The following is an 18,692-nucleotide window of genomic DNA, read 5'->3' on the forward strand; positions in this document are numbered from 1 at the left end:
GCGGCCGGCAAACTGGCACCGCAGTAGAAAGCAATCATTGCGCGGCGTCCTCCACAGTGTCGGCGTCGATGAAGCCGCCGGATTGGCGGTTCCACAGGCCGGCATAGACGCCGCCCAGTTCGAGCAATTGGGCGTGGGTGCCCTGCTCGATGATGGTGCCGCCATCGATGACCACCAGGCGGTCCATCATGGCGATGGTGGAGAGACGATGGGCGATGGCGATGACGGTCTTGTTGGTCATCAGCAGTTGCAACTGGCTCTGGATCGCAGCTTCCACTTCGCTGTCGAGGGCGGACGTGGCTTCGTCCAGCACCAAGATGGGCGCGTTCTTCAGCAGCACGCGGGCAATGGCGATGCGCTGGCGCTGGCCGCCCGAGAGCTTGACGCCGCGCTCGCCGACATGGGCTTCAAAGCCCTTGCGGCCATGAGGATCGGTCAGGGTGGCGATGAAATCGGATGCTTCGGCCTGTTCGGCGGCATGGCGAATGTCTGCCTCGGTCGCGTCGGGGCGGCCATAGGCGATGTTTTCGCTGACCGAGCGGTGCAGCAGGGAGGTGTCCTGGGTCACGACGCCGATATTGGCGCGCAGGGAGTCCTGCGTGACCCCGGCTATGTCCTTGCCGTCGATTAGTATCGCGCCGCTTTCGCGGTCGTAAAACCGCAGCAGCAGATTGACGATGGTCGATTTGCCGGCGCCCGAGCGGCCGACGAGGCCGATTTTTTCGCCGGGCTTGATGGCCAGGTTCAAGCCCTCGATGACCCCGCTGGCCTTGCCGTAATGGAAGGATACGTCCTTGAAGGCGATATCGCCCTTGACGGTGCCGATCGGCTCGGCGCCCGGCTGGTCCGAGACAATGCGGGGCAGCGAGATGGAGGATATGCCGTCGCGTACCGTGCCGATATTTTCGAACAAAGCCGACATTTCCCACATCACCCACTGGCTCATGCCCTGAAAGCGCATGACCAGGCCCAGGGATACGGCGAGTGCGCCCGGCGACATGGCATTGCCCAGCCATAGCCAGATGCCGACGCCACCAACCGAGGCCAGCAGCAAGGCATTGGACCAGATCACCAGCACGTTGAGCACGCTGAACAGGCGCATCTGCCGATAGACCGTCTCGAGAAACTGGTCCATCGCCTCGCGGGCATAGCTTTCCTCACGGTTGGAATGGGAGAACAGCTTGACGGTGGCGATGTTGGTGTAGCTGTCGACGATGCGGCCGGTCATCAACGAACGAGCATCGGCCTGGGCTTGGGAAATCTTGCCCAAGCGCGGAATGAAGTAGCGCATCAGCGCGATGTAAGCGGCCAGCCAGAGGAGGAACGGCACGGCCAGGCGCCAGTCGGTGGCGGCAGCCAGCACCACCGCGCCGGTGAAATAGACGACGACATAGACCAGCATGTCGAGCAGCTTCATCACCACCTCGCGCACGGCGAGCGAGGTCTGCATCAGCTTGGCGCCAATGCGGCCGGCAAATTCGTCCTGGAAGTAGCTCATCGACTGACGGATCAGATAGCGATGGCTCATCCAGCGGATGCGCTGCGGGAAATTGCCGAGCAGCGTCTGGTTCATCGTCGCCGTGCTGAGCAAGGCCAGTGCGGGCAGCACGACGGCGATGAACAGGGCCATCAGTGCCAGCTTCCAGCCGTCGGTGGCGAGGAAGGTCGATTTGTCGGCGGCAGCCAGCCAGTTGACGACATCGCCGATAAAGCCGAACAGCGTAATTTCACCGGCTGCGATCAGCCCGGCGGTGACGGCCATCAGCGCCAGCCATTTCTTGGCGCCGTGGCTGTAATACAGGCAGAACGCCAGGAGACCCTTGGGGGGCTCGCTAGGTTCATCTGCGGGATAAGGATCGAGTCGCCGTTCAAACCAGCGCAGCATCACAGTCACCATAATCAGGTTCCGGGCGGGATCGCCATTACCGCTCGCCTTCGCACCACGTGCTGCGGCAGCCAATGGCGGACAAGCCGGCCGGGAAATTCGGATCCTGCTCGATACGGTAATAACGCGCAGAGGAGCAGTGCATAGCGACCGGCAATACCCCCTCCCCAATGCCGTCCCAATTGGCGTAGAAGAAAGCTCACGCGGTCGCTGGCCGCACAGAATACACGATTGGGCAGAGACTGCTGTTGCATGCAGGCCACAGTCGATTTCAGAGTCTCGTCAGGACCGGACCCGTTCATGCGCACTGAAACTGAACATACCATGTACCTGAAGGACTATGCGCCAAGTCCCTACGCCATCGTTGCGGTGGACCTGGATTTCAGGATCCTCGAGGATAATACACGGGTGCGGGCGCTGTTAAGCGTGGAGCCGCGCGCGGGCACCGAGCCGGGTACGCCGCTGGTGCTGGACGGGAACGAGCTGAACCTGACCTCGGTCGCCATCGATGGGGCACCGCTTGCGATGTCGGCTTATGCGGCCGACGCGAACAGTTTGACCATCGTGCAGCCGCCGCTGCGCCGCTTCGTGCTGGAAACCGAGGTGATCCTCAAGCCCGAAACCAATACGCGGCTGATGGGGCTTTATCGCTCCAGCGGCACTTGGTGCACGCAGTGCGAGCCGGAGGGCTTTCGCCGCATTACCTATTATCTGGACCGGCCGGACAATCTGGCGGTGTTCAAGGTGACGATGACCGCGCCGCGCGCGCTGGCGCCGGTATTGCTGTCGAACGGTAATCTGGTCGGCACGGGCGAGGCCGGCGACGGGATGCACTATGCGGTGTGGGAGGACCCCCATCCCAAGCCGGCCTATCTGTTTGCCCTGGTGGCGGGAGACCTGGGCTCGATCACCGATAGTTTCACCACCGCCTCGGGCCGCAAGGTGGATCTGGCGATCTATTGCGAGCACGGCAAGCAGGAGCAGTGCCACTGGGCGATGGACAGCCTCAAGCGCTCGATGGCCTGGGACGAACGCCGGTTCGGGCGCGAATACGATCTAGACATTTTCAACATCGTCGCCGTGTCGGATTTCAATTTCGGCGCTATGGAGAACAAAGGGCTCAATATCTTCAACGACAAGCTGGTATTCGCCAAGCCGGATACGGCAACCGACGGCGATTATGAGAATATCGAGCGGGTGATCGCGCATGAATATTTTCACAACTGGACCGGCGACCGCATCACCTGCCGCGACTGGTTCCAGCTTTGCCTCAAGGAAGGACTGACGGTCTATCGCGATCAGGAATTTACCAGCGACGAGCGCTCGCGCGCGGTCAAGCGCATCTCGGATGTGCAGACGCTGCGCTCGGCGCAATTCCCCGAGGATGGCGGCCCCCTCGCCCACCCGGTGCGCCCGGACCAGTATCGCGAGATCAACAATTTCTATACAGCGACTGTTTACGAAAAAGGCGCCGAGATCGTGCGCATGCTGGCGACGCTTGTGGGCGAGGCCGGGTTCCGCAAGGGCATGGACCTTTACTTCGAGCGCCATGACGGGCAGGCGACGACTATCGAGGCCTTCCTGGCAGTGTTCGCGGAAGCCAACCAGATCGACCTGGACCAGTTCAAGACCTGGTATCTGCAGGCCGGCACACCCAAGCTGACTGTCACCGACAGCTATGATGCGGCCAGCCAGACCTATACGCTCAAGCTGGCACAGGCGACCGAGCCGACGCCGGGGCAACCGAGCAAGCAGGCCCTGGTCATGCCGATCAAGTTCGGCCTGATCGGGCCGAACGGCAGCCCGATGGGCTGGACCGGGGTGAGCGGCGGCACGGTTCGGGACGATCTGATTATCCTTGAGAGCGAGAGCGCCGAGATCAGCTTCAGCGGCGTCGCCAACAAGCCGGTGCCGTCATTGCTGCGCGCGTTTTCGGCGCCGGTGACCATGACCAGCAGCCTGACACAGCACGACCGGCTGTTTCTGGCGCGGCACGACAGCGACCCGTTTGGGCGTTGGCAAGCCCTGCAAGATGTTAGCATGGCGTTAGCGGTGAGCGCAGCAAATGGCACGCCATGGGCCGAAAGTGCTGTCGCGGCACTGAGCCAGGCAATGGCCGACACGCTGGACGACACCAATCTGGATGATGCGTTCAAGGCATTGGCGCTGGCCCTGCCGGGAGAGTCACTGATTGCCCGTGCGATCGGTAAGGATATCGACCCGGCCAAGGTGCACGGGGTGCGCGATCAGCTGAGCCAGGCGGTGTTCGGGCCGCTGGAGGGGCAGATCACGGCCGCCTATGCGGCGCTGGCGAGCGATTTGCCCTATGCCCCCGACGCGGCGAGTTCGGGGCGGCGGGCCCTGCGCAACCGGCTGCTTGGCTTGCTGGTGACCAGCGGGGCGAGCAATGGCCCGGCGCTGGCGGCGCAGCAATATCACAGCGCCACCAACATGACCGACAGGTTCGCGGCGCTGGCGGTGTCGGGGGCGGTCTGGACGGCGGAAGCACCGCTGCTGCTGGCCGATTTCCGCACTCGGTTCACCGGCGATCCGCTGGTGCTGGACAAGTGGCTGAGCGTTTCGGCCAGCGCGCAGGACGATGGGGTGCTGGAGCGCGTCAAGGCGATCCTGGCGGACCCGAATTTCCCCCGGAACAATCCCAACCGGCTGCGGGCGCTGGCCGGGGCCTTCGCAATGAACAACCCCACCCAGTTCGCCCGGCCCGATGGGGCGGGCTTCCGCTTCGTGGCGGACTTCGTGGCGGATGTGGATACCCGCAATCCGCAGGTCGCGGCGCGGGTGCTGACCGGGTTCAGGATATGGCCGATGCTGGAGCCGGTGCGGCGCGATGCGGCCAAAGCCGCATTGACCGCGCTGCAGGCCAAGGGCGAATTGAGCCGCAACACGGCGGATATACTGACCCGCACTTTGCAAGGCTAAACTGCCGAAATATTGGAAGAATTTTTCATCTCGACTAAGTGATTCTGGCGACTCGCGAATTCCGCGAACTGTCGGAATCGGACAAAAAGGGGCTCTGGACAGGAGGGGCTCACGTGATTCATGATTTGTTAAGGGCAAATCGGGCGGGCATCTTTCCCCGGCAATCATGGAGACTTGCATGCGGTCGGCGGAGGTATCCGGCGTCAGCGCTGGGCGATACGGCGCGGGCGCAGATACGACGGACATGCGGGGCGAAACTCGCGCAATAGCTGCCAAGTCCGGGCCATCGATCCGGCACAGGCTCGCACCCGTCACCACCGCCGTGGCGCTGACGGCAATCCTTGCGGCCACCCTGTTCGTGCTGTTCGACAGTGCCCGCGCAATCCAGGACGCACGGGGCGACCTGGCCTCGATCGGCCGCCTGATAATCGAGGATCTGGCAGAATTGCCGCCCGAAGTGGTTTCGGCAAGGCTGGCGGCAGTCGCGCAGCGCTATTCCGACACGGTGCGGGTGAGCCTGCACGCCGGCGGCGAGCCGGCGCGCGCCGGACTGGTCAGCACGGATCTGCCGGTAGGCTCGCTGGGCACGTTGTCGCTCGCCATGGGGCCGAACCAAGCGTTGGACGGGGTGTGGCAACGTGGGCTGGGTGCCTATGCGGCAGCCTTGCTGATCATCGGGCTGACCTATCGGCGCCGATCGGCCAACCAGATGCCGGACGCCACGCAACGCCACCATTACCAGACCCTGGCGATGGCCGTTCCGATGGGCATTGCCTGCTGGACGGCGGACGGACAGTTGATCGTCTGCAACACGCAATATCGCGACCGCCTGAACTTGCGCGGTCGCAATCCGACCTACCATGATGCGGTCAAGCAGTTGATCGTGGGTGGCTATATGAAGCTGCTCAACGAAGACGACAGCAATCGCCTGCTGGAGCTGCATCGCGAGGATGGCTCGTGCCTGTTGATCGACGAGCGGCCGCTGGGCGATGGCAGCTTCATGACGCTGGTGTCCGATGTCACCGAGCGCAAGAAGACCGACACGCTGCTCAACGCCATTCGCGAAGAGCAACGCACGCTGGCGCGGCGCTTCCACGAGGAAAAGCTCAAGGCAGAAGCCGCCAGCCGGTCCAAGACCAATTTCCTGGCCCATCTGAGCCATGATATCCGCACGCCGCTCAATCATATCATCGGCTTTGCCGAACTGATGCGGCAACAGACCTATGGGCCGATGGGCGATGCGCGCTATGCCGATTACGTGCAGTCCATCAAGGCATCGGGCGAGCATCTGTTAGCGTCCTTCGCGACCATTCTGGATCTTGCCGAGCTCGAAAGCGGCCAAAAGCCGATGCGCAGCGATCGGGTCGCCGTGGACGGATTGATCGAGAGCGTGGTGCAGCGGTTCCGCGGCCAGGCAGTGCGCGCCGGCTTGAGCGTGGTCGTTGGCGCGCAGACCGGGGCCATGCTCAACGGCGACAGGCTGGGGCTGCAACGGATGCTGTCCAATATCGTGGAAAACGCGGTGCGCTTCACGCCGGCGGGCGGTCGGATCAACGTGGCTGCTTTCGCCGCGCCCGACGGGGTGGTGATCGAGATTTCCGACACCGGCATCGGCATGAGCGAAGAGCGCCTGGAAACCCTGTCGCATCCCTTCGCGCGGGGCGATGCCACGTTTACCCGCGAGGGTGTCGGCCCGGGCTTAGGTATTTCCATCGCGCGGGCCATTGCCGAACTCAGCGGCGGACGCATCGCCATCGATTCCAGCCTGTCGCTGGGGACGACGGTGGCGATCTCCCTGCCGCTGCAAACGGCAAATGAGCTGCAGGCGGCGGAATAGCATAGGAAATGGTTTTTCGGCGACATGGGAATGGCGTTGGTCGTACTTGAGGCCTGGTGGCGCATGTGACCAGGGCTCTTGGCCAAATGTCCCAGTCGATGGTTCCCCCTTGAGGGGGAGGGTCAATGTTGGGTGTGAACTGGGCCCGATATCGGGGCTCTTGCACCCCCTCCCAACCTCCCCCATCAAGGGGGAGGTGCCGCCCGGTGGTGCTGGCAGGACGGTGCTAAAAGCCAGATGCGATTGCTGTCTTGAGAGGCAGGGTAAGGGCCAGGGTGTCCGGCTCCGGTATAGGGGATGGGAAACCCCCACCTTGATCCTCCCCCTGGAGGGGGAGGTATTGACTGAGGTATTTTGCCAAGAGGCTCAGTGATATGCGACAGCCCTCTGCCATAAAAGGCAGGACTGTCGCATCTGGCTTGGCGCGATCCTGCGAGGGTCACCGGACGGCTCCTCCCCCTGTCAGGGGGAGGGTGGGTGGGGGTGCGGGAGCCACGATATCGGGCCAGTCTACCCCCACCTTGTTCCTCCCCTTGGAAGGGGGAGGTATCGACTGAGGTATTTTGCCAAGAGGCTTAGTGATATGCGACGGCCCTCTGCCATAAAAGACAGGACTGTCGCATCTGGCTTGGCGCGATCCTGCGAGGGTCACCGGACGGCTCCTCCCCCTGTCAGGGGGAGGGTGGGTGGGGGTGCGGGAGCCACGATATCGGGGCTGGCAGACCCCCACCTTAATCCTCCCCCCTGGAAGGGGGAGGTATCGACTGGGAGATTTTGGCAGGGGTGTGGGCGTATCAGAGTGAGGGGTGCGATGCGGGGGCCTGGAGCTTGCAGCGCATCCTTCAACTGCCGCTGCGCAGGGGTACGAGGCGAACTCGTGCTCAGAGCCTGCTGGCGCTTGCGTACCAGGCTTGTGCTGCGGTGTTCACTTCGGCCTGCATGGCGCGCAAGTCCAGTTCCAGCCGGCTGAAATCGGGGTAATGCGTCAGCCCGGCCAGCACTTCGCGAAATGCATCGGTCCAGGCTTCGTCCTTGAAGGGATGCACCAAGGCGCTGCTCATGACCTGGAGGACAATCGAATAGATATCGTGGATTTCGGCCAGACGGGCGCCCTCGGGAACCAGGCCGGTTTCGCCTAAGCGCCGCAGTACCAGCGCGGTCAGGGCTTGGGGCAGGCCAATGACCTGCCCGGCCACGAGCTGGGCGGATTGCGCGATGAATTCCAGGTCGACCAGGCCGCCGGCGGCCAGCTTGAGATCGAAAGGATGGCGGGCTGGGCGTTCGCGCGCCATCAGGGCGCGCATCGAGACCACCTCGGCAATGGTCTTGTCGACATCGCGATGGCGCAGCATGACCTCGGCGATGGCGGCATCGACTTCATGGCCGAGACGGCCATCAGCCATGACCACGCGCGCCCGGCTCAACGCCAGGTGCTCCCAGGTCCAAGCATTGTCGCGATGATAGAGGCGAAAGCCTGGAAGGCTCGTGGCAAGCGGACCGGCATTGCCGGATGGGCGCAGGCGCATATCGGCTTCGTAGAGCACCCCTTCGGCGGTTGGGGCGGTGATGGCGGCGACCAGGCGCTGGGTGAGCCGGGTGAAATAATGGCTGGTGGCCAGCGGCTTGCCGCCATCGGAGTCGGTATCGGGTGCATCATAGAGCAGGATGAAATCGAGATCGGAGGTCGCCGTCATTTCGCGGCTGGCCATCTTGCCGAATGCCAGCAGGGCGACACGCCCGCCCGGAACAGTGCCGTGGCGGCGCTCGAATTCGGTCCGCACGGTGCCGAACAGGCGCTGCAGCAGCGTTTCGGCCAGGGCGGTAAACTGTTCGCCGGCCATGGTCGCGCTGACGGTGCCCGACAGCAGGCCGGCGGCGATCAGGAATTTCTGTTCCTGACCGATGATGCGGGCGCGATCGATGACTTCCTCATAGGAGCGCGCTTCGGCAAGGAAGGTGTCGACCTTGCCCACCAGCACGTCGCGGTGGGTGATATCGTCGGCAAAGGCCGGATCGATCAGGCCGTCCATGACATGGGCGCGGTGGATGACCGATTCGGCCATACGCGGGGCCGAGGCCAGCAATTGAACCAGCAAGGTGCGCAATTGCGGATGGGTGCGCAGCAGCGCGAACAATTGGACGCCGGTGGGCAGGCGCGACAGGAAATTGTCGAACCGCGCCAATGCTTGGTCGGCATTGCCGGCGGTGCCCAAAGTTGCCAGCAGGGCCGGCAGGAGTTCGGTCAGGTGGGCGCGGGCGGCGGCGGCGCGGGTTGCGGGATAGCCGCCATAGTGCCATTTGCGAACGGTCTCGATGGCCTGGGATGGGTCGGCGAATCCCAGGCGCGCCAAGGTTTGCAGCGTTTCGGGATCGTCGTCGCTGCCGGTAAAGACCAGGTTGCCTTCGCCGCTGCCCAGCGACTCGCCCTCGGTGAAGAGTTCGGCATAGTAGAGGGCGACCAGCTCGAGCGCGGCGCGGTAGGCGGCTTCGAACCGGGCCAGGTCGGCCTCGCCCAGCAAGCGAGCGATGACCGCGACCTGTTCGGGCGTCGAGGGCATGATGTGGGTCTGCTCGTCGGCCAGCATCTGCAACCGGTTTTCGACGGCGCGCAGATACCAATAGGTCCGGATGAGGTCAGCGGCAGCCTTGGGAGTGATCCAATTGGCGTTGGCCAGGGCGGCCAGGGCCTGGGCCGTCGGCTTGACGCGCAATTGCGGGTCGCGGCCGCCGGCGATCAATTGCTGGGTCTGGGTGAAGAACTCGATCTCGCGAATGCCGCCGCGGCCAAGCTTGACGTTGTGGCCTTCGACGCGGATATCACCGACCTTCTTGGCGATATTGATCTGGCGCTTCATCGCCTGGATATCGGCGATCATGGCGTAGTCGAGGTGCTTGCGCCAGACATAGGGGGTCAATTGCTTGAGGAACGCCGCGCCCACCTGCCGGTCGCCGGCGCAGGCCCGCGCCTTGATCCAAGCGGCGCGCTCCCAATTCTGGCCGCGCGATTCGTAATAGGCCAGCGCCGCATCGACCGACAGCGCCAGCGGGGTCGAGCCCGGATCGGGGCGCAGGCGCAGATCGGTGCGGAACACGTAGGAACCGGCGCGCCGCTCCTGCATCAGCGCGACCAGCTTCTGGATCATCCGCGTATAGATTTTACCGGCTTCGGCGGGATCGGCGAGGATGTTTGCCTCGGGATCGTAGAAGGCGACGATGTCGATATCGGAGGAATAGTTCAGCTCGCGCCCGCCATGCTTGCCCAGCGCGAAGATGGCGAGGCTGGAATTGGCGGCGGTGGCCTGATCAAGGGGCAGCGTCAGCAGGCCCCTGCCCCAGGCTTGGCGCATCAGCAGGTTCAGTCCCGCATCGAGGGCGACATCGCCGAGATCGGACAGGGCGGCGGTGGATTGCGCCGTGGTCCAGGCGCCGCCGGTTTCGGCAATGGCGGCGAGAAGCGCGGTACGGGCTTTGGCGAGGCGGAGGATGGGGGAGAGGGTAGCCTCGTCGGGGGCCGTGCGCCCGGCCGCGGCCACCGTTTCCAGGATGGTCGCGAAGACGATGTCGGCGTCGCTGTCCAAGGCGGCGGCCAGCCAATCTGGGTTGGATCGGGCCAGGCTGAAGAGATAGGGCGCCAACTCAAGAAGCGGGCCAAGGCTTGCAGCGGCGGCCCCGAAGATGGACGTCAGGTGGGCCGGCAGTTCGGCCAGCCAGCCCTGGAAACGCGGCGTTTCGACGGGCGGAAGGGGCTTGAGCTTGAGGGCCATGGGCGAGGGATAGCGTGCCACGGCGAGCGCTGCAAGCCGCAGGGACCGGTGGCCAACCACCGGGCCCTGCTTGCGGTCTCAGACCGGCTCGATGTGCAGTCCAACCAGGCCCCGAGTTGAATTGGTATAGGCACAGATACGCTCGGCCTCGGTGATGACTTGCCCGGCCAGGTCGGGACTAATGCCTGACAGGCCTGGCCGCAAGGTCACCCGCAGGCCATAGCGACCGTCGTCGGACAGTGTCAGCACCACCTCGGCATCGACCGCAATGGCGTCGGGCCGCGCCTTGAGCTGGCTTGCGGCGTGCTTGAGCGACGAGGTGAAGCAGCCGGCAAATCCGGCGGCAAACAATTGTTCGGGATTGGTGCCCTCGCCGGAACCGCCAAGAGCTTCGGGCAGCGCCAGGCCGACTGCGAGACGCCCGTCGTCGCTGCTGGCACTGCCATTGCGTCCACCGGTCACAGCCACGCGGGCCGTATAGAGATCCTTGCTCACCATCGCCTCCTTGAAGGGCGGCCCCTGTGGCTGCCGTTGGAGACGTCTTACACGATCAGGATCGATCGATCAATTATATTCTTTATCGTTCGATCATTTATCGAAACTTGGCACCAGTCGATCGACAGCCATCTGCGCGACATGCTCGATCACGGCCGGGTCGACGGCCGCACGGCCAAGCGTCATGATGGACACGACCGTTCCGAGCAAGGCATCGGCAGCGGGTACGATATCGGGGGTGCCGGAGATTTCTCCACGCGCGGCGGCATAAGACAGGTTCTGCATGAAAAAATCCCGGATCTCGGACAGGCGGCCGGCCGCCAAGGCCCGTGTTTCCGGGCTATGCAGCTCACGCTCGGCAACGGTATTGATGATCAAGCAGCCTTTTTTATCAGGGTCTTGCGTTGCCAGATCGCACTGGATCGCTATCCATGCGGCAATCGCCGGACGACCCTTGAGGTCTTGCGGCAGCGTGGCGCGGAAGCGTTTGGCGTAAGCGGCGAAACAGTGCCGGAACAGGGCGTCCTTGTCCTTGAAGGCGCCGTACAGATTGCCGGCCTTCAGGCCCGTCGCGGCATAGACGTCGGACATGGCCGTAGCGGCATAGCCCTGCCGCCAGAAGACCTGCATGGCCTTTTCGGTGACCTCGTCGATATCGAACTCGCGCGTTCTTGGCATGGCACCAATTTAGGAACGAACAACCAAAATAGCAAATCTTTTTGTCTCTTGTTTTTGATCGATCGATAATTTATTAGCTTGGTGTGCACTGATGCACGATGATGGAGTGATCCCGATGCGCAATATTCTTGTGGCCCTCACATTTGTCGCCCTGGCGGGCCCCGCCCTGGCGCAGGGCTTGACCGAGCCGCCGGCGGCGCCCGGCACCGCGCCCTACAATGAATGGCTCGGTCGCACGTTCAGCGAGGTGATGCTCAACACCCAGGACGAAACCGCACGAACCGACATCCTCAACCGGATCGTGGCGACGGACTACATCCAGCACAATCCGCTGCTGGCCGAGGGCCGGCAGGGTTTGATCGGCTTCATTCCCGTCATCTACCACGCCATGCCGGACGCCAAATTCGTGCTGTATGACGTGTTTGCGACCGAGCAGCGGGTGGTCACCCGGTGGAGCTGGACGGGCACGCTGACCGGGGCGCCCCTGTTGGGGGTCGCGCCTGCGGGACAGGCCTTGGAATTCGATGCCATCGACATCTGGACGGTGCGCGATGGCCAGCTTTATGAGCACTGGGACCAGTTCGACTGGCCGCGGGCCTTCGTTCAACTCGGCGTCAAGGGCCTGCCGCAGCCCTTCTACGATGTTGCTGCCCAGCCATACGATCGCTGAAGGGCAAGGCCCATCGCTTGCGTAATGGCGCCTTCCCCAAGGGGAAGGCGTTGCCATCAGGCCTTCGGGCTTGACGTGTGTGGCAGATCAATGACGGCGCGAACGCCGGGAGTGTTGTCTTCAATGCGGAAGGTTCCGCCGTGCAGGCGAGTGACGGCGTTGACCAGGGACAGGCCCAGCCCTGAACCGGCCTCGGTGCGGCTGACGTCCAGCCGCACGAAGCGCTCGAGCACGCGCTTGCGGTCTTCGGGCGGGATGCCCGGTCCGTTGTCGGCCACTTCGATGATGACCCGACCATCGGGCTGCCGCAGCCCGACCGTGATGCGCCCACCCGGGCCGGCGATCGGCTTGGCATATTTCACCGCATTTTCGAGCAGGTTGACCATGGCCTGGCCGACCAGTTCGCGATTGGCGTGCAGATGCACGTCCGGGGTGATCGCGGTCTCAATGGTAATGCCCTCGTCCTCCGCCACCGGGCCGTAGAGCTCGGCGACATCGGCGACGACGGCGCTGATGTCGACATCGCTCAGGGCGCCGGAGGGAGCGCCGGCCTCGGCCCGGGCGATCATCAGCAGGGCGTTGAAGGTCTGGATCAGGCGGTCGCTCTCGGTGATGGTGGTTTCGAGGGCTTTTTGCCTCGTGGCTTCGCTGGCGCCATCGCGCAGCGCCGTCTCGGCCTGGTTGCGCAACCGGGTCAGCGGGGTCTTGAGGTCATGCGCCACATTGTCGGTGACCTCCTTGAGACCCTGCAGGAGGGCTTCGATGCGGTCCAGCATGGCGTTCAGATTGGTCGCCAGGCCGTCGAACTCGTCGTTGCGCTTGGTCAGCGGAACCCGCTCGGACAGGTTGCCGGACATGATCTTGGTGGAGGTATCGCGGATGGCGTCGATGCGGCGCAGCACGCGGCGGGCGGTAATGCCGCCAGCGACCACGGAAAACAGGATGATGCCGATGACGCCGACAAGGAAACTCTGCACGATGATGGCCGAATAGCCCCGGCGCTCGACCACGTCGCGCCCGACGACCAGGCGCATGCCGCTATCCAGCAGCACCGAACGGGCCACGGCAAAACCCTGGCGCGGCGGGCGGCGGGCGGGGCCGGTATCGGCCTGGTCGAGGGGGCTGTTGCGCTCGTAGTCGAAGCTGTAGATGCCGGGGTCGCGCACGGCTTCGACCGGAATATCGCTGACATTGCCCAGCAGATATTGCCCCGATGCATCGCCCAGGAAATAGACGCCCGGGCCGGGCTGGCGCGACAGCCGATCGACCGCGAAGGCCAGGGCGCGAATGCCCTGGTTCATTTCGATGCGCTGTAACAGGCGCACTTCGCGATCGATGTCGTCGGTCTGCTGGCGCTGGATCTGGACGCTGGACTGCCAGGTGATGAAAGCCAGCAGCAGGATGGCGAACAGCACGAAGATCAGGATGAACGTTGCCGTCAGCCTGACCGTCGAGGTGCGCCAGAGTTGGGACAGCCGATGCAAGGCCTACTCGCGGATCATGTAGCCAGCCCCGCGCACGGTGTGCAGCAGCGGGGTGGCATAACCCTTATCGATTTTCGAGCGCAAGCGCGACATGTGCACGTCGATGACATTGGTCTGGGGATCGAAGTGATAATCCCAGACATTTTCCAGCAGCATGGTGCGGGTCACGACCTTACCGGCGTTCTTCATCAGATATTCGAGCAGGCGGAATTCGCGCGGCTGCAGCAGCACGGTCTCGCCCTCGCGCTCGACCTTGCGGCTGAGCCGGTCGAGCGACAATCCGCCGACTTCGTAGCCGGTCGCGGCTTCGGAGGGGCTGGAGCGGCGCGCGAGCACTTCGACGCGGGCGAGTAACTCGGTGAAAGCGTAGGGCTTGGTGAGGTAATCGTCGCCGCCGGCGCGCAGGCCGGTGACCCGGTCATCGACTTCGCCCAAGGCCGACAGGATGAGCACGGGGGTCTTGTCGGCCTCGGCGCGCAGCGATTCCACGATGGAGAGGCCATCGCGCCGGGGCAGCATACGATCGACGATCAGCACGTCGTAGTCCATGCCCGAGGCCATGGCGTAGCCGGTTTCGCCGTCGGCGGCATGGTGGGTGACGTGCCCGGCCTCGTCGAGGGCCTGAATGAGGTAGCTGGCGGCCTCCCGATCATCTTCGATCAGCAATATCTTCACCGCGGGCTCCCCAAATGGCAGGTTAGCTCCGGTGCAAACACCGGAGCCAAAGGTTTTTAGTTGGCGGAAGCGGCGAGCGGCAGTCCGATGAAGCGGGCTTCGCCACCACGGCTGGCTTTGATCAGTGCCGTAGTCAAGCCCTTGGTCTTGACGGCGGCAAGAGCGGCCTCGAACTCGTCGACACTGGCCACCGGCTTGTTGTCGACTTCAAGGATGGCATCGCCGACGGCGAAGCCCCGTTCACCGGCCGGGCTGTCCGCAGCTATATCCTGGATCAACAGGCCGCCGGTGCCGTCCGAGTTCGGCACCAGGGTCAGGCCGACGCTGGAGGGCGCGGGAGCCACATCGGCCGGAGGCGTCGGTGCGGTCGGCTCGGCCTGGGCGGTATCTTCAGTCAGCGTACCCAGCTTGACCGAGATCTTCTGCTCGGCCCCGTCGCGCCAGATGGTCAGCTCGACGGTGGTGTCGGGCGCCTTGCCGGCGATGGTGCGGCTGAGGTCCAGCGCGTCGTCGATCGCATCGCCATCGACGGCGGTGATGATGTCACCCGACTTGACGCCGGCAGCGCCGGCCGGGGAGTCACCGCTTGGCTCGCGCACGATGGCACCCTTGGCGTTGGGCAGGCCCACGCCGTCGGCGATATCGCGCGTGACGTCCTGAATGGACACGCCGAGATAGCCGCGGGTCACCGAGCCGCTATCGATCAGCTGGCCGACGATCTGCTTGACGGTCGCGGCGGGAATAGCGAAAGCGATGCCCACATTGCCGCCATTTGGCGAATAGATGGCGGTGTTGACGCCGACCACCTCGCCGCGGCTGTTGAAGGCGGGGCCGCCCGAGTTACCGGTATTGACGGCCGCGTCGATCTGCAGGAAATCGCCATAGCTGGAGCCGCCGATATTGCGGCCCTTGCCGGAGATGACGCCCACGGTGACGGTGCCGCCAAGGCCAAAGGGATTGCCGACGGCAACGACCCAATCGCCAACGCGGCTCGGATCGGTTTCGAAATTGACAAAGGGCAGGTCCTTCTGGTCGATCTTGATCACGGCCAGGTCGGTGCGCTCGTCGGTGCCCACGATAGTGGCGGTGTCTTCATCGCCATTGTCGAAGACTACGGTGACCTTGGTGGCGCTTTCCACCACGTGATTGTTGGTGACGATATAGCCGTCGGCCGAGATCACGAAGCCGGAGCCGGCTGCCATGAATTTGCGAGGGGTCGGTTCCTGCTGATCGCCGCCGCGACCGCCGAACTGATCACCGAACTGCTGGAAGAAATCGTGGAAGGGATGATCCTTGGGCAGGTCGGGCATGTTGAAATTGCCGCCGCCGCGCTGCACGTCCTGCGGGCCTTCCGTGGCCTCGACCAGGATCGATACGACAGCGGGCTTGACCGCATCCACCAGGTCGGCAAAACCCTGCTGCGGCTGGGCCGTCGGGGGAACGACGATCTGCGCCGCCGGCTGGATCTGGGCAGTGGCCGCCTGGCCGGTCAGCACGAATGCCGTGGATACCCCGCCGATGCCGACGAGCAACGCCAAGGCAGAGGCTCCGAGCCAGCGGCGGGTACGCGAAAGAATAGTCGGGCGCATGAGAATCGATCTCCTGGATTAAGCTCTCAACAGCTTGTGGCCCTGGTTATGAAAGGGTGTGCCTTGCTGCGAGGTTGCGCCCACATTAAACTTTCGTAACAGGCAGCACAGACCGGCAATGCGGCCCGAGATTCAAGGCGAGGGTGGGCCGGTGTCCCTGGATGCCTGCAAAGCCTGCAAGGCGGCCTGCTCGTCGGGGCTGAGTTCGGCGGCTATGGAGCCTTGGCGACGCCGGGCCATGACGAACAGGACCAGCAGGCCCAGTATCAAGAGCGCGGGGGCGGCAAACCAGAGAATGAGCGTGCGCGCCTCCACACGCGGGCGCAACAGCACGAACTCGCCATAGCGATCGACCAGATACTGCCGCACAGCCTCGTCGCTGTCGCCGGCCACCAGGCGCTCACGCACCAGGACACGCAAATCCTTGGCGAGATCGGCATCGCTGTCATCGATGGATTGATTTTGGCAGACGAGGCAGCGAAGTTCGGCCGAGATATCGCGCGCCCGCTGCTCCAACGCCGGATCGGCCAGGATTTCGTCAGGGCCAACCGCGAAGGCGGCAGGGGTTATCGCCAGGATGACGCATAGGGCAAGGGCGCGCAGCCAGTTCATTCGGCCGGCCTCGGCAATGGCTTTGCGGCCTGGCGCGGGGCGCCGACGCGCTGCCGCCGGTCGGTGAGCGACAGGGCGCCCGCCGCAGCCATCAGCAGGGCGCCGATCCAGATCAGCGTGATATAGGGCTTGTGCCAGATGCGAACGACGTGAGTGTCGCGCAGCGGCTCGCCCAATTGCAGGTAGAGCTGGGAAAAACCGTAGGTGGTGATCGCCGCTTCCGTGGTCGGGGTGCCGGTGGCCACATAGGTGCGGCGCTCGGGCACGATGGTGCGGGTTTCCCCACCTGGCGCGGTGATGGTGAAGTGCCCCTGGTCAGCCAGGTAGTTGCTGCCCTGCACTTGGGTGAAGCTGTCAAAAGCGATGGTGTAGCCGGACAATTCGGCGCGTTCGCCGGGGTTCAGCGTGGTGACCAATTCGGTTTCCCAGGCGGTTGCGGCGACGATGCCGAGCACGGCGATGCCGACGCCGAAATGGGCAATCGCGGTCGACCAGGCCGAACGGGGCAGGCCGACAAGGCGCCGCCAGCTTTCCGGCAGGGGTATGCGGCCCAGCCGGCTGCGGTCGATCAGTTCGGCCAGGGCGCCGAAGGCCACCCAGAAGCCGAGCAGCAATCCGATGGGGGCCATCGAGATGGAGACCCCGCCCAGGGCTGAAATCAGGATGGTGAGGAAAATCGCCAGCGCCGCCGCCCCGATCAGGCGCTGGGCGGCGCCAACCACGTCGGCACGCTTCCAAGCCAGCATGGGCCCGAAGGGCAGCACCAGCAGCAAGGGCGCCATCAAGGCCGCAAAGGTGAGATTGAAAAAGGGGGCGCCCACCGAAATGGTGGTGCCGGCCAGAGCGTCGAGCAATAGCGGATAGAGCGTGCCGACCAGGACCGCGCCCATAGCGGTGGCCAGGAACAGATTGTTGAGGATCAAGGCACCTTCGCGGCTGACCGGCGCGAACAGCCCGCCACTGCGCAAAGCCGAGGCGCGCAGCGCGAACAGCACGAAGGCGCCGCCGATCACCAGCGCCAGCAGCGCCAGGAGCACCAGCCCGCGCGTCGGGTCGCTGGCAAAGGTATGCACCGAGGTCAGAATGCCCGAGCGCACCAGGAACGTGCCGAGCAGCGACAACGAAAAAGTGATGATGGACAAAAAAATCGTCCAGATTTTGAGCGCATTGCGCTTTTCCATCACTAGCGCCGAATGCAGCAGCGCTGTCCCGGCCAGCCAGGGCATGAAGCTGGCATTCTCCACCGGGTCCCAGAACCACCAGCCGCCCCAGCCCAGCTCGTAATAGGCCCAGTAGGAGCCCATGGCGATGCCCAGGGTCAGGAACAACCAGCTCAGCACCGCCCAGGGCCGCACCCAGCGCGCCCAGGCCTGGTCGATGCGGCCCGAAATCAGTGCGCCGATGGCAAAGGAAAAGCAGATCGAAAAGCCGACATAGCCGGCGTAAAGCAGCGGCGGATGGATAGCGAGGCCGATATCCTGCAGCACCGGATTGAGATCGGCGCCATCGAGGGGGGGCGGCACCATGCGCTCGAACGGGTTGGAGGTGAACAGGGTAAATCCGGCGAAGGCGGCGACCAGCAGGCTTTGCGTCGCCAGCACCAGGCTGAGCAGATCGGCCGGCAGGCGCCGCCCGAACGCCGCGACCAGGGCGCCGAAACTGACTAAAATCAAAACCCAGAGGACCATGGAGCCCTCATGATTGCCCCAGACGCCCGATATCTTGAAAATCAGCGGCTTGAGCGAATGGGAATTGTTGGCGGCCAGCGCCAGGGAAAAATCGGAGGTGACGAAGGCCTGGATCAATGCGGCAAAAGCGGCCGCCACCAGCACGAATTGTAACACCGCGCCCTGGCTCAGAAAGCGCGAAATCCGCGCGCCGCTGCGCCAGAACAGATAACCGCCAATGGCCGACACTGCCGAAATGGCGAAGGCGAGGATCAGCGCGAAATGGCCCAGTTCGATGCTCATGATCTGGTTCCTGCGTGCTCCGGCAACCCCCACCTAACCTCCCCCTGGGAGGGGGAGGAACCTCTCCACTCAGCAGGCGCTATCGAGTCAAGT

12 protein-coding genes are annotated in these 18,692 nt (G+C 64.1%); 3 read left to right on the plus strand and 9 right to left on the minus strand.

The features are described from left to right. Window positions 1-34: 34 nt before the first annotated feature. Window positions 35-1,885, minus strand: coding sequence for an ABC transporter ATP-binding protein (locus tag ACFE8X_RS00735; protein ID WP_375449516.1), 1,851 nt, complete (start codon window positions 1,883-1,885; stop codon window positions 35-37). 300 nt (window positions 1,886-2,185) lie between these two features. Between ACFE8X_RS00735 and pepN the strand changes: the two genes are divergently transcribed. Together pepN and ACFE8X_RS00745 are read left to right on the plus strand one after the other, a co-directional pair. After that, window positions 2,186-4,825 carry an aminopeptidase N gene (gene pepN / locus ACFE8X_RS00740; RefSeq protein WP_375449517.1) on the plus strand — a complete coding sequence of 880 codons (2,640 nt, stop codon included), beginning with the start codon at window positions 2,186-2,188 and terminating at the stop codon, window positions 4,823-4,825. A gap of 178 nt (window positions 4,826-5,003) precedes the next feature. Continuing rightward, a complete protein-coding gene (locus ACFE8X_RS00745; RefSeq protein ID WP_375449518.1) occupies window positions 5,004-6,662 on the plus strand; it encodes an ATP-binding protein in 1,659 nt (552 codons plus the stop codon). A gap of 881 nt (window positions 6,663-7,543) precedes the next feature. Here ACFE8X_RS00745 and ACFE8X_RS00750 read toward each other — a convergent pair. The 3 genes from ACFE8X_RS00750 to ACFE8X_RS00760 all read right to left on the minus strand — a co-directional run bounded on the left by ACFE8X_RS00750 (window position 7,544) and on the right by ACFE8X_RS00760 (window position 11,599). Beyond that, the gene (locus ACFE8X_RS00750) at window positions 7,544-10,447 is read right to left on the minus strand and encodes a bifunctional [glutamine synthetase] adenylyltransferase/[glutamine synthetase]-adenylyl-L-tyrosine phosphorylase (RefSeq protein ID WP_375449519.1); all 2,904 of its coding nucleotides are present in this window, start codon (window positions 10,445-10,447) and stop codon (window positions 7,544-7,546) included. 57 nt (window positions 10,448-10,504) lie between these two features. Beyond that, window positions 10,505-10,921: an Ohr family peroxiredoxin gene (locus ACFE8X_RS00755; RefSeq protein ID WP_375449520.1), complete on the minus strand. Its 417-nt coding sequence runs from the start codon at window positions 10,919-10,921 to the stop codon at window positions 10,505-10,507. 93 nt (window positions 10,922-11,014) lie between these two features. After that, window positions 11,015-11,599: a TetR/AcrR family transcriptional regulator gene (locus tag ACFE8X_RS00760; protein ID WP_375449521.1), complete on the minus strand. Its 585-nt coding sequence runs from the start codon at window positions 11,597-11,599 to the stop codon at window positions 11,015-11,017. Window positions 11,600-11,714: 115 nt separating this feature from the next. Here ACFE8X_RS00760 and ACFE8X_RS00765 point away from each other — a divergent pair, with 115 nt between their 5' ends. Then, window positions 11,715-12,269 (plus strand): ester cyclase, encoded by a 555-nt coding sequence (locus ACFE8X_RS00765; RefSeq protein WP_375449522.1) that lies wholly within the window; start codon window positions 11,715-11,717, stop codon window positions 12,267-12,269. Window positions 12,270-12,325: 56 nt separating this feature from the next. Here ACFE8X_RS00765 and ACFE8X_RS00770 read toward each other — a convergent pair whose 3' ends face one another. The 5 genes from ACFE8X_RS00770 to ACFE8X_RS00790 form a co-directional block, all read right to left on the minus strand. Continuing rightward, on the minus strand, window positions 12,326-13,753 hold the full coding sequence (locus ACFE8X_RS00770; RefSeq protein WP_375449523.1) for an ATP-binding protein: 1,428 nt from the start codon (window positions 13,751-13,753) through the stop codon (window positions 12,326-12,328). Between the two features lie 3 nt (window positions 13,754-13,756). Continuing rightward, entirely contained in the window at window positions 13,757-14,428 is a 672-nt protein-coding gene (locus ACFE8X_RS00775; protein WP_375449524.1) for a response regulator transcription factor, read from the minus strand. A 56-nt stretch (window positions 14,429-14,484) separates the two neighbouring features. Continuing rightward, entirely contained in the window at window positions 14,485-15,966 is a 1,482-nt protein-coding gene (locus ACFE8X_RS00780) for a Do family serine endopeptidase (protein ID WP_375449525.1), read from the minus strand. Window positions 15,967-16,149: 183 nt separating this feature from the next. Beyond that, entirely contained in the window at window positions 16,150-16,629 is a 480-nt protein-coding gene (locus ACFE8X_RS00785; protein WP_375449526.1) for a cytochrome c-type biogenesis protein CcmH, read from the minus strand. Then, window positions 16,626-18,599, minus strand: coding sequence for a heme lyase CcmF/NrfE family subunit (locus tag ACFE8X_RS00790; protein WP_375449527.1), 1,974 nt, complete (start codon window positions 18,597-18,599; stop codon window positions 16,626-16,628). The genes ACFE8X_RS00785 and ACFE8X_RS00790 overlap by 4 nt, the downstream gene beginning before the upstream one ends. Window positions 18,600-18,692: the final 93 nt, after the last annotated feature.

Source organism: uncultured Devosia sp. (assembly GCF_964244875.1).
GTDB lineage: Bacteria > Pseudomonadota > Alphaproteobacteria > Rhizobiales > Devosiaceae > Devosia.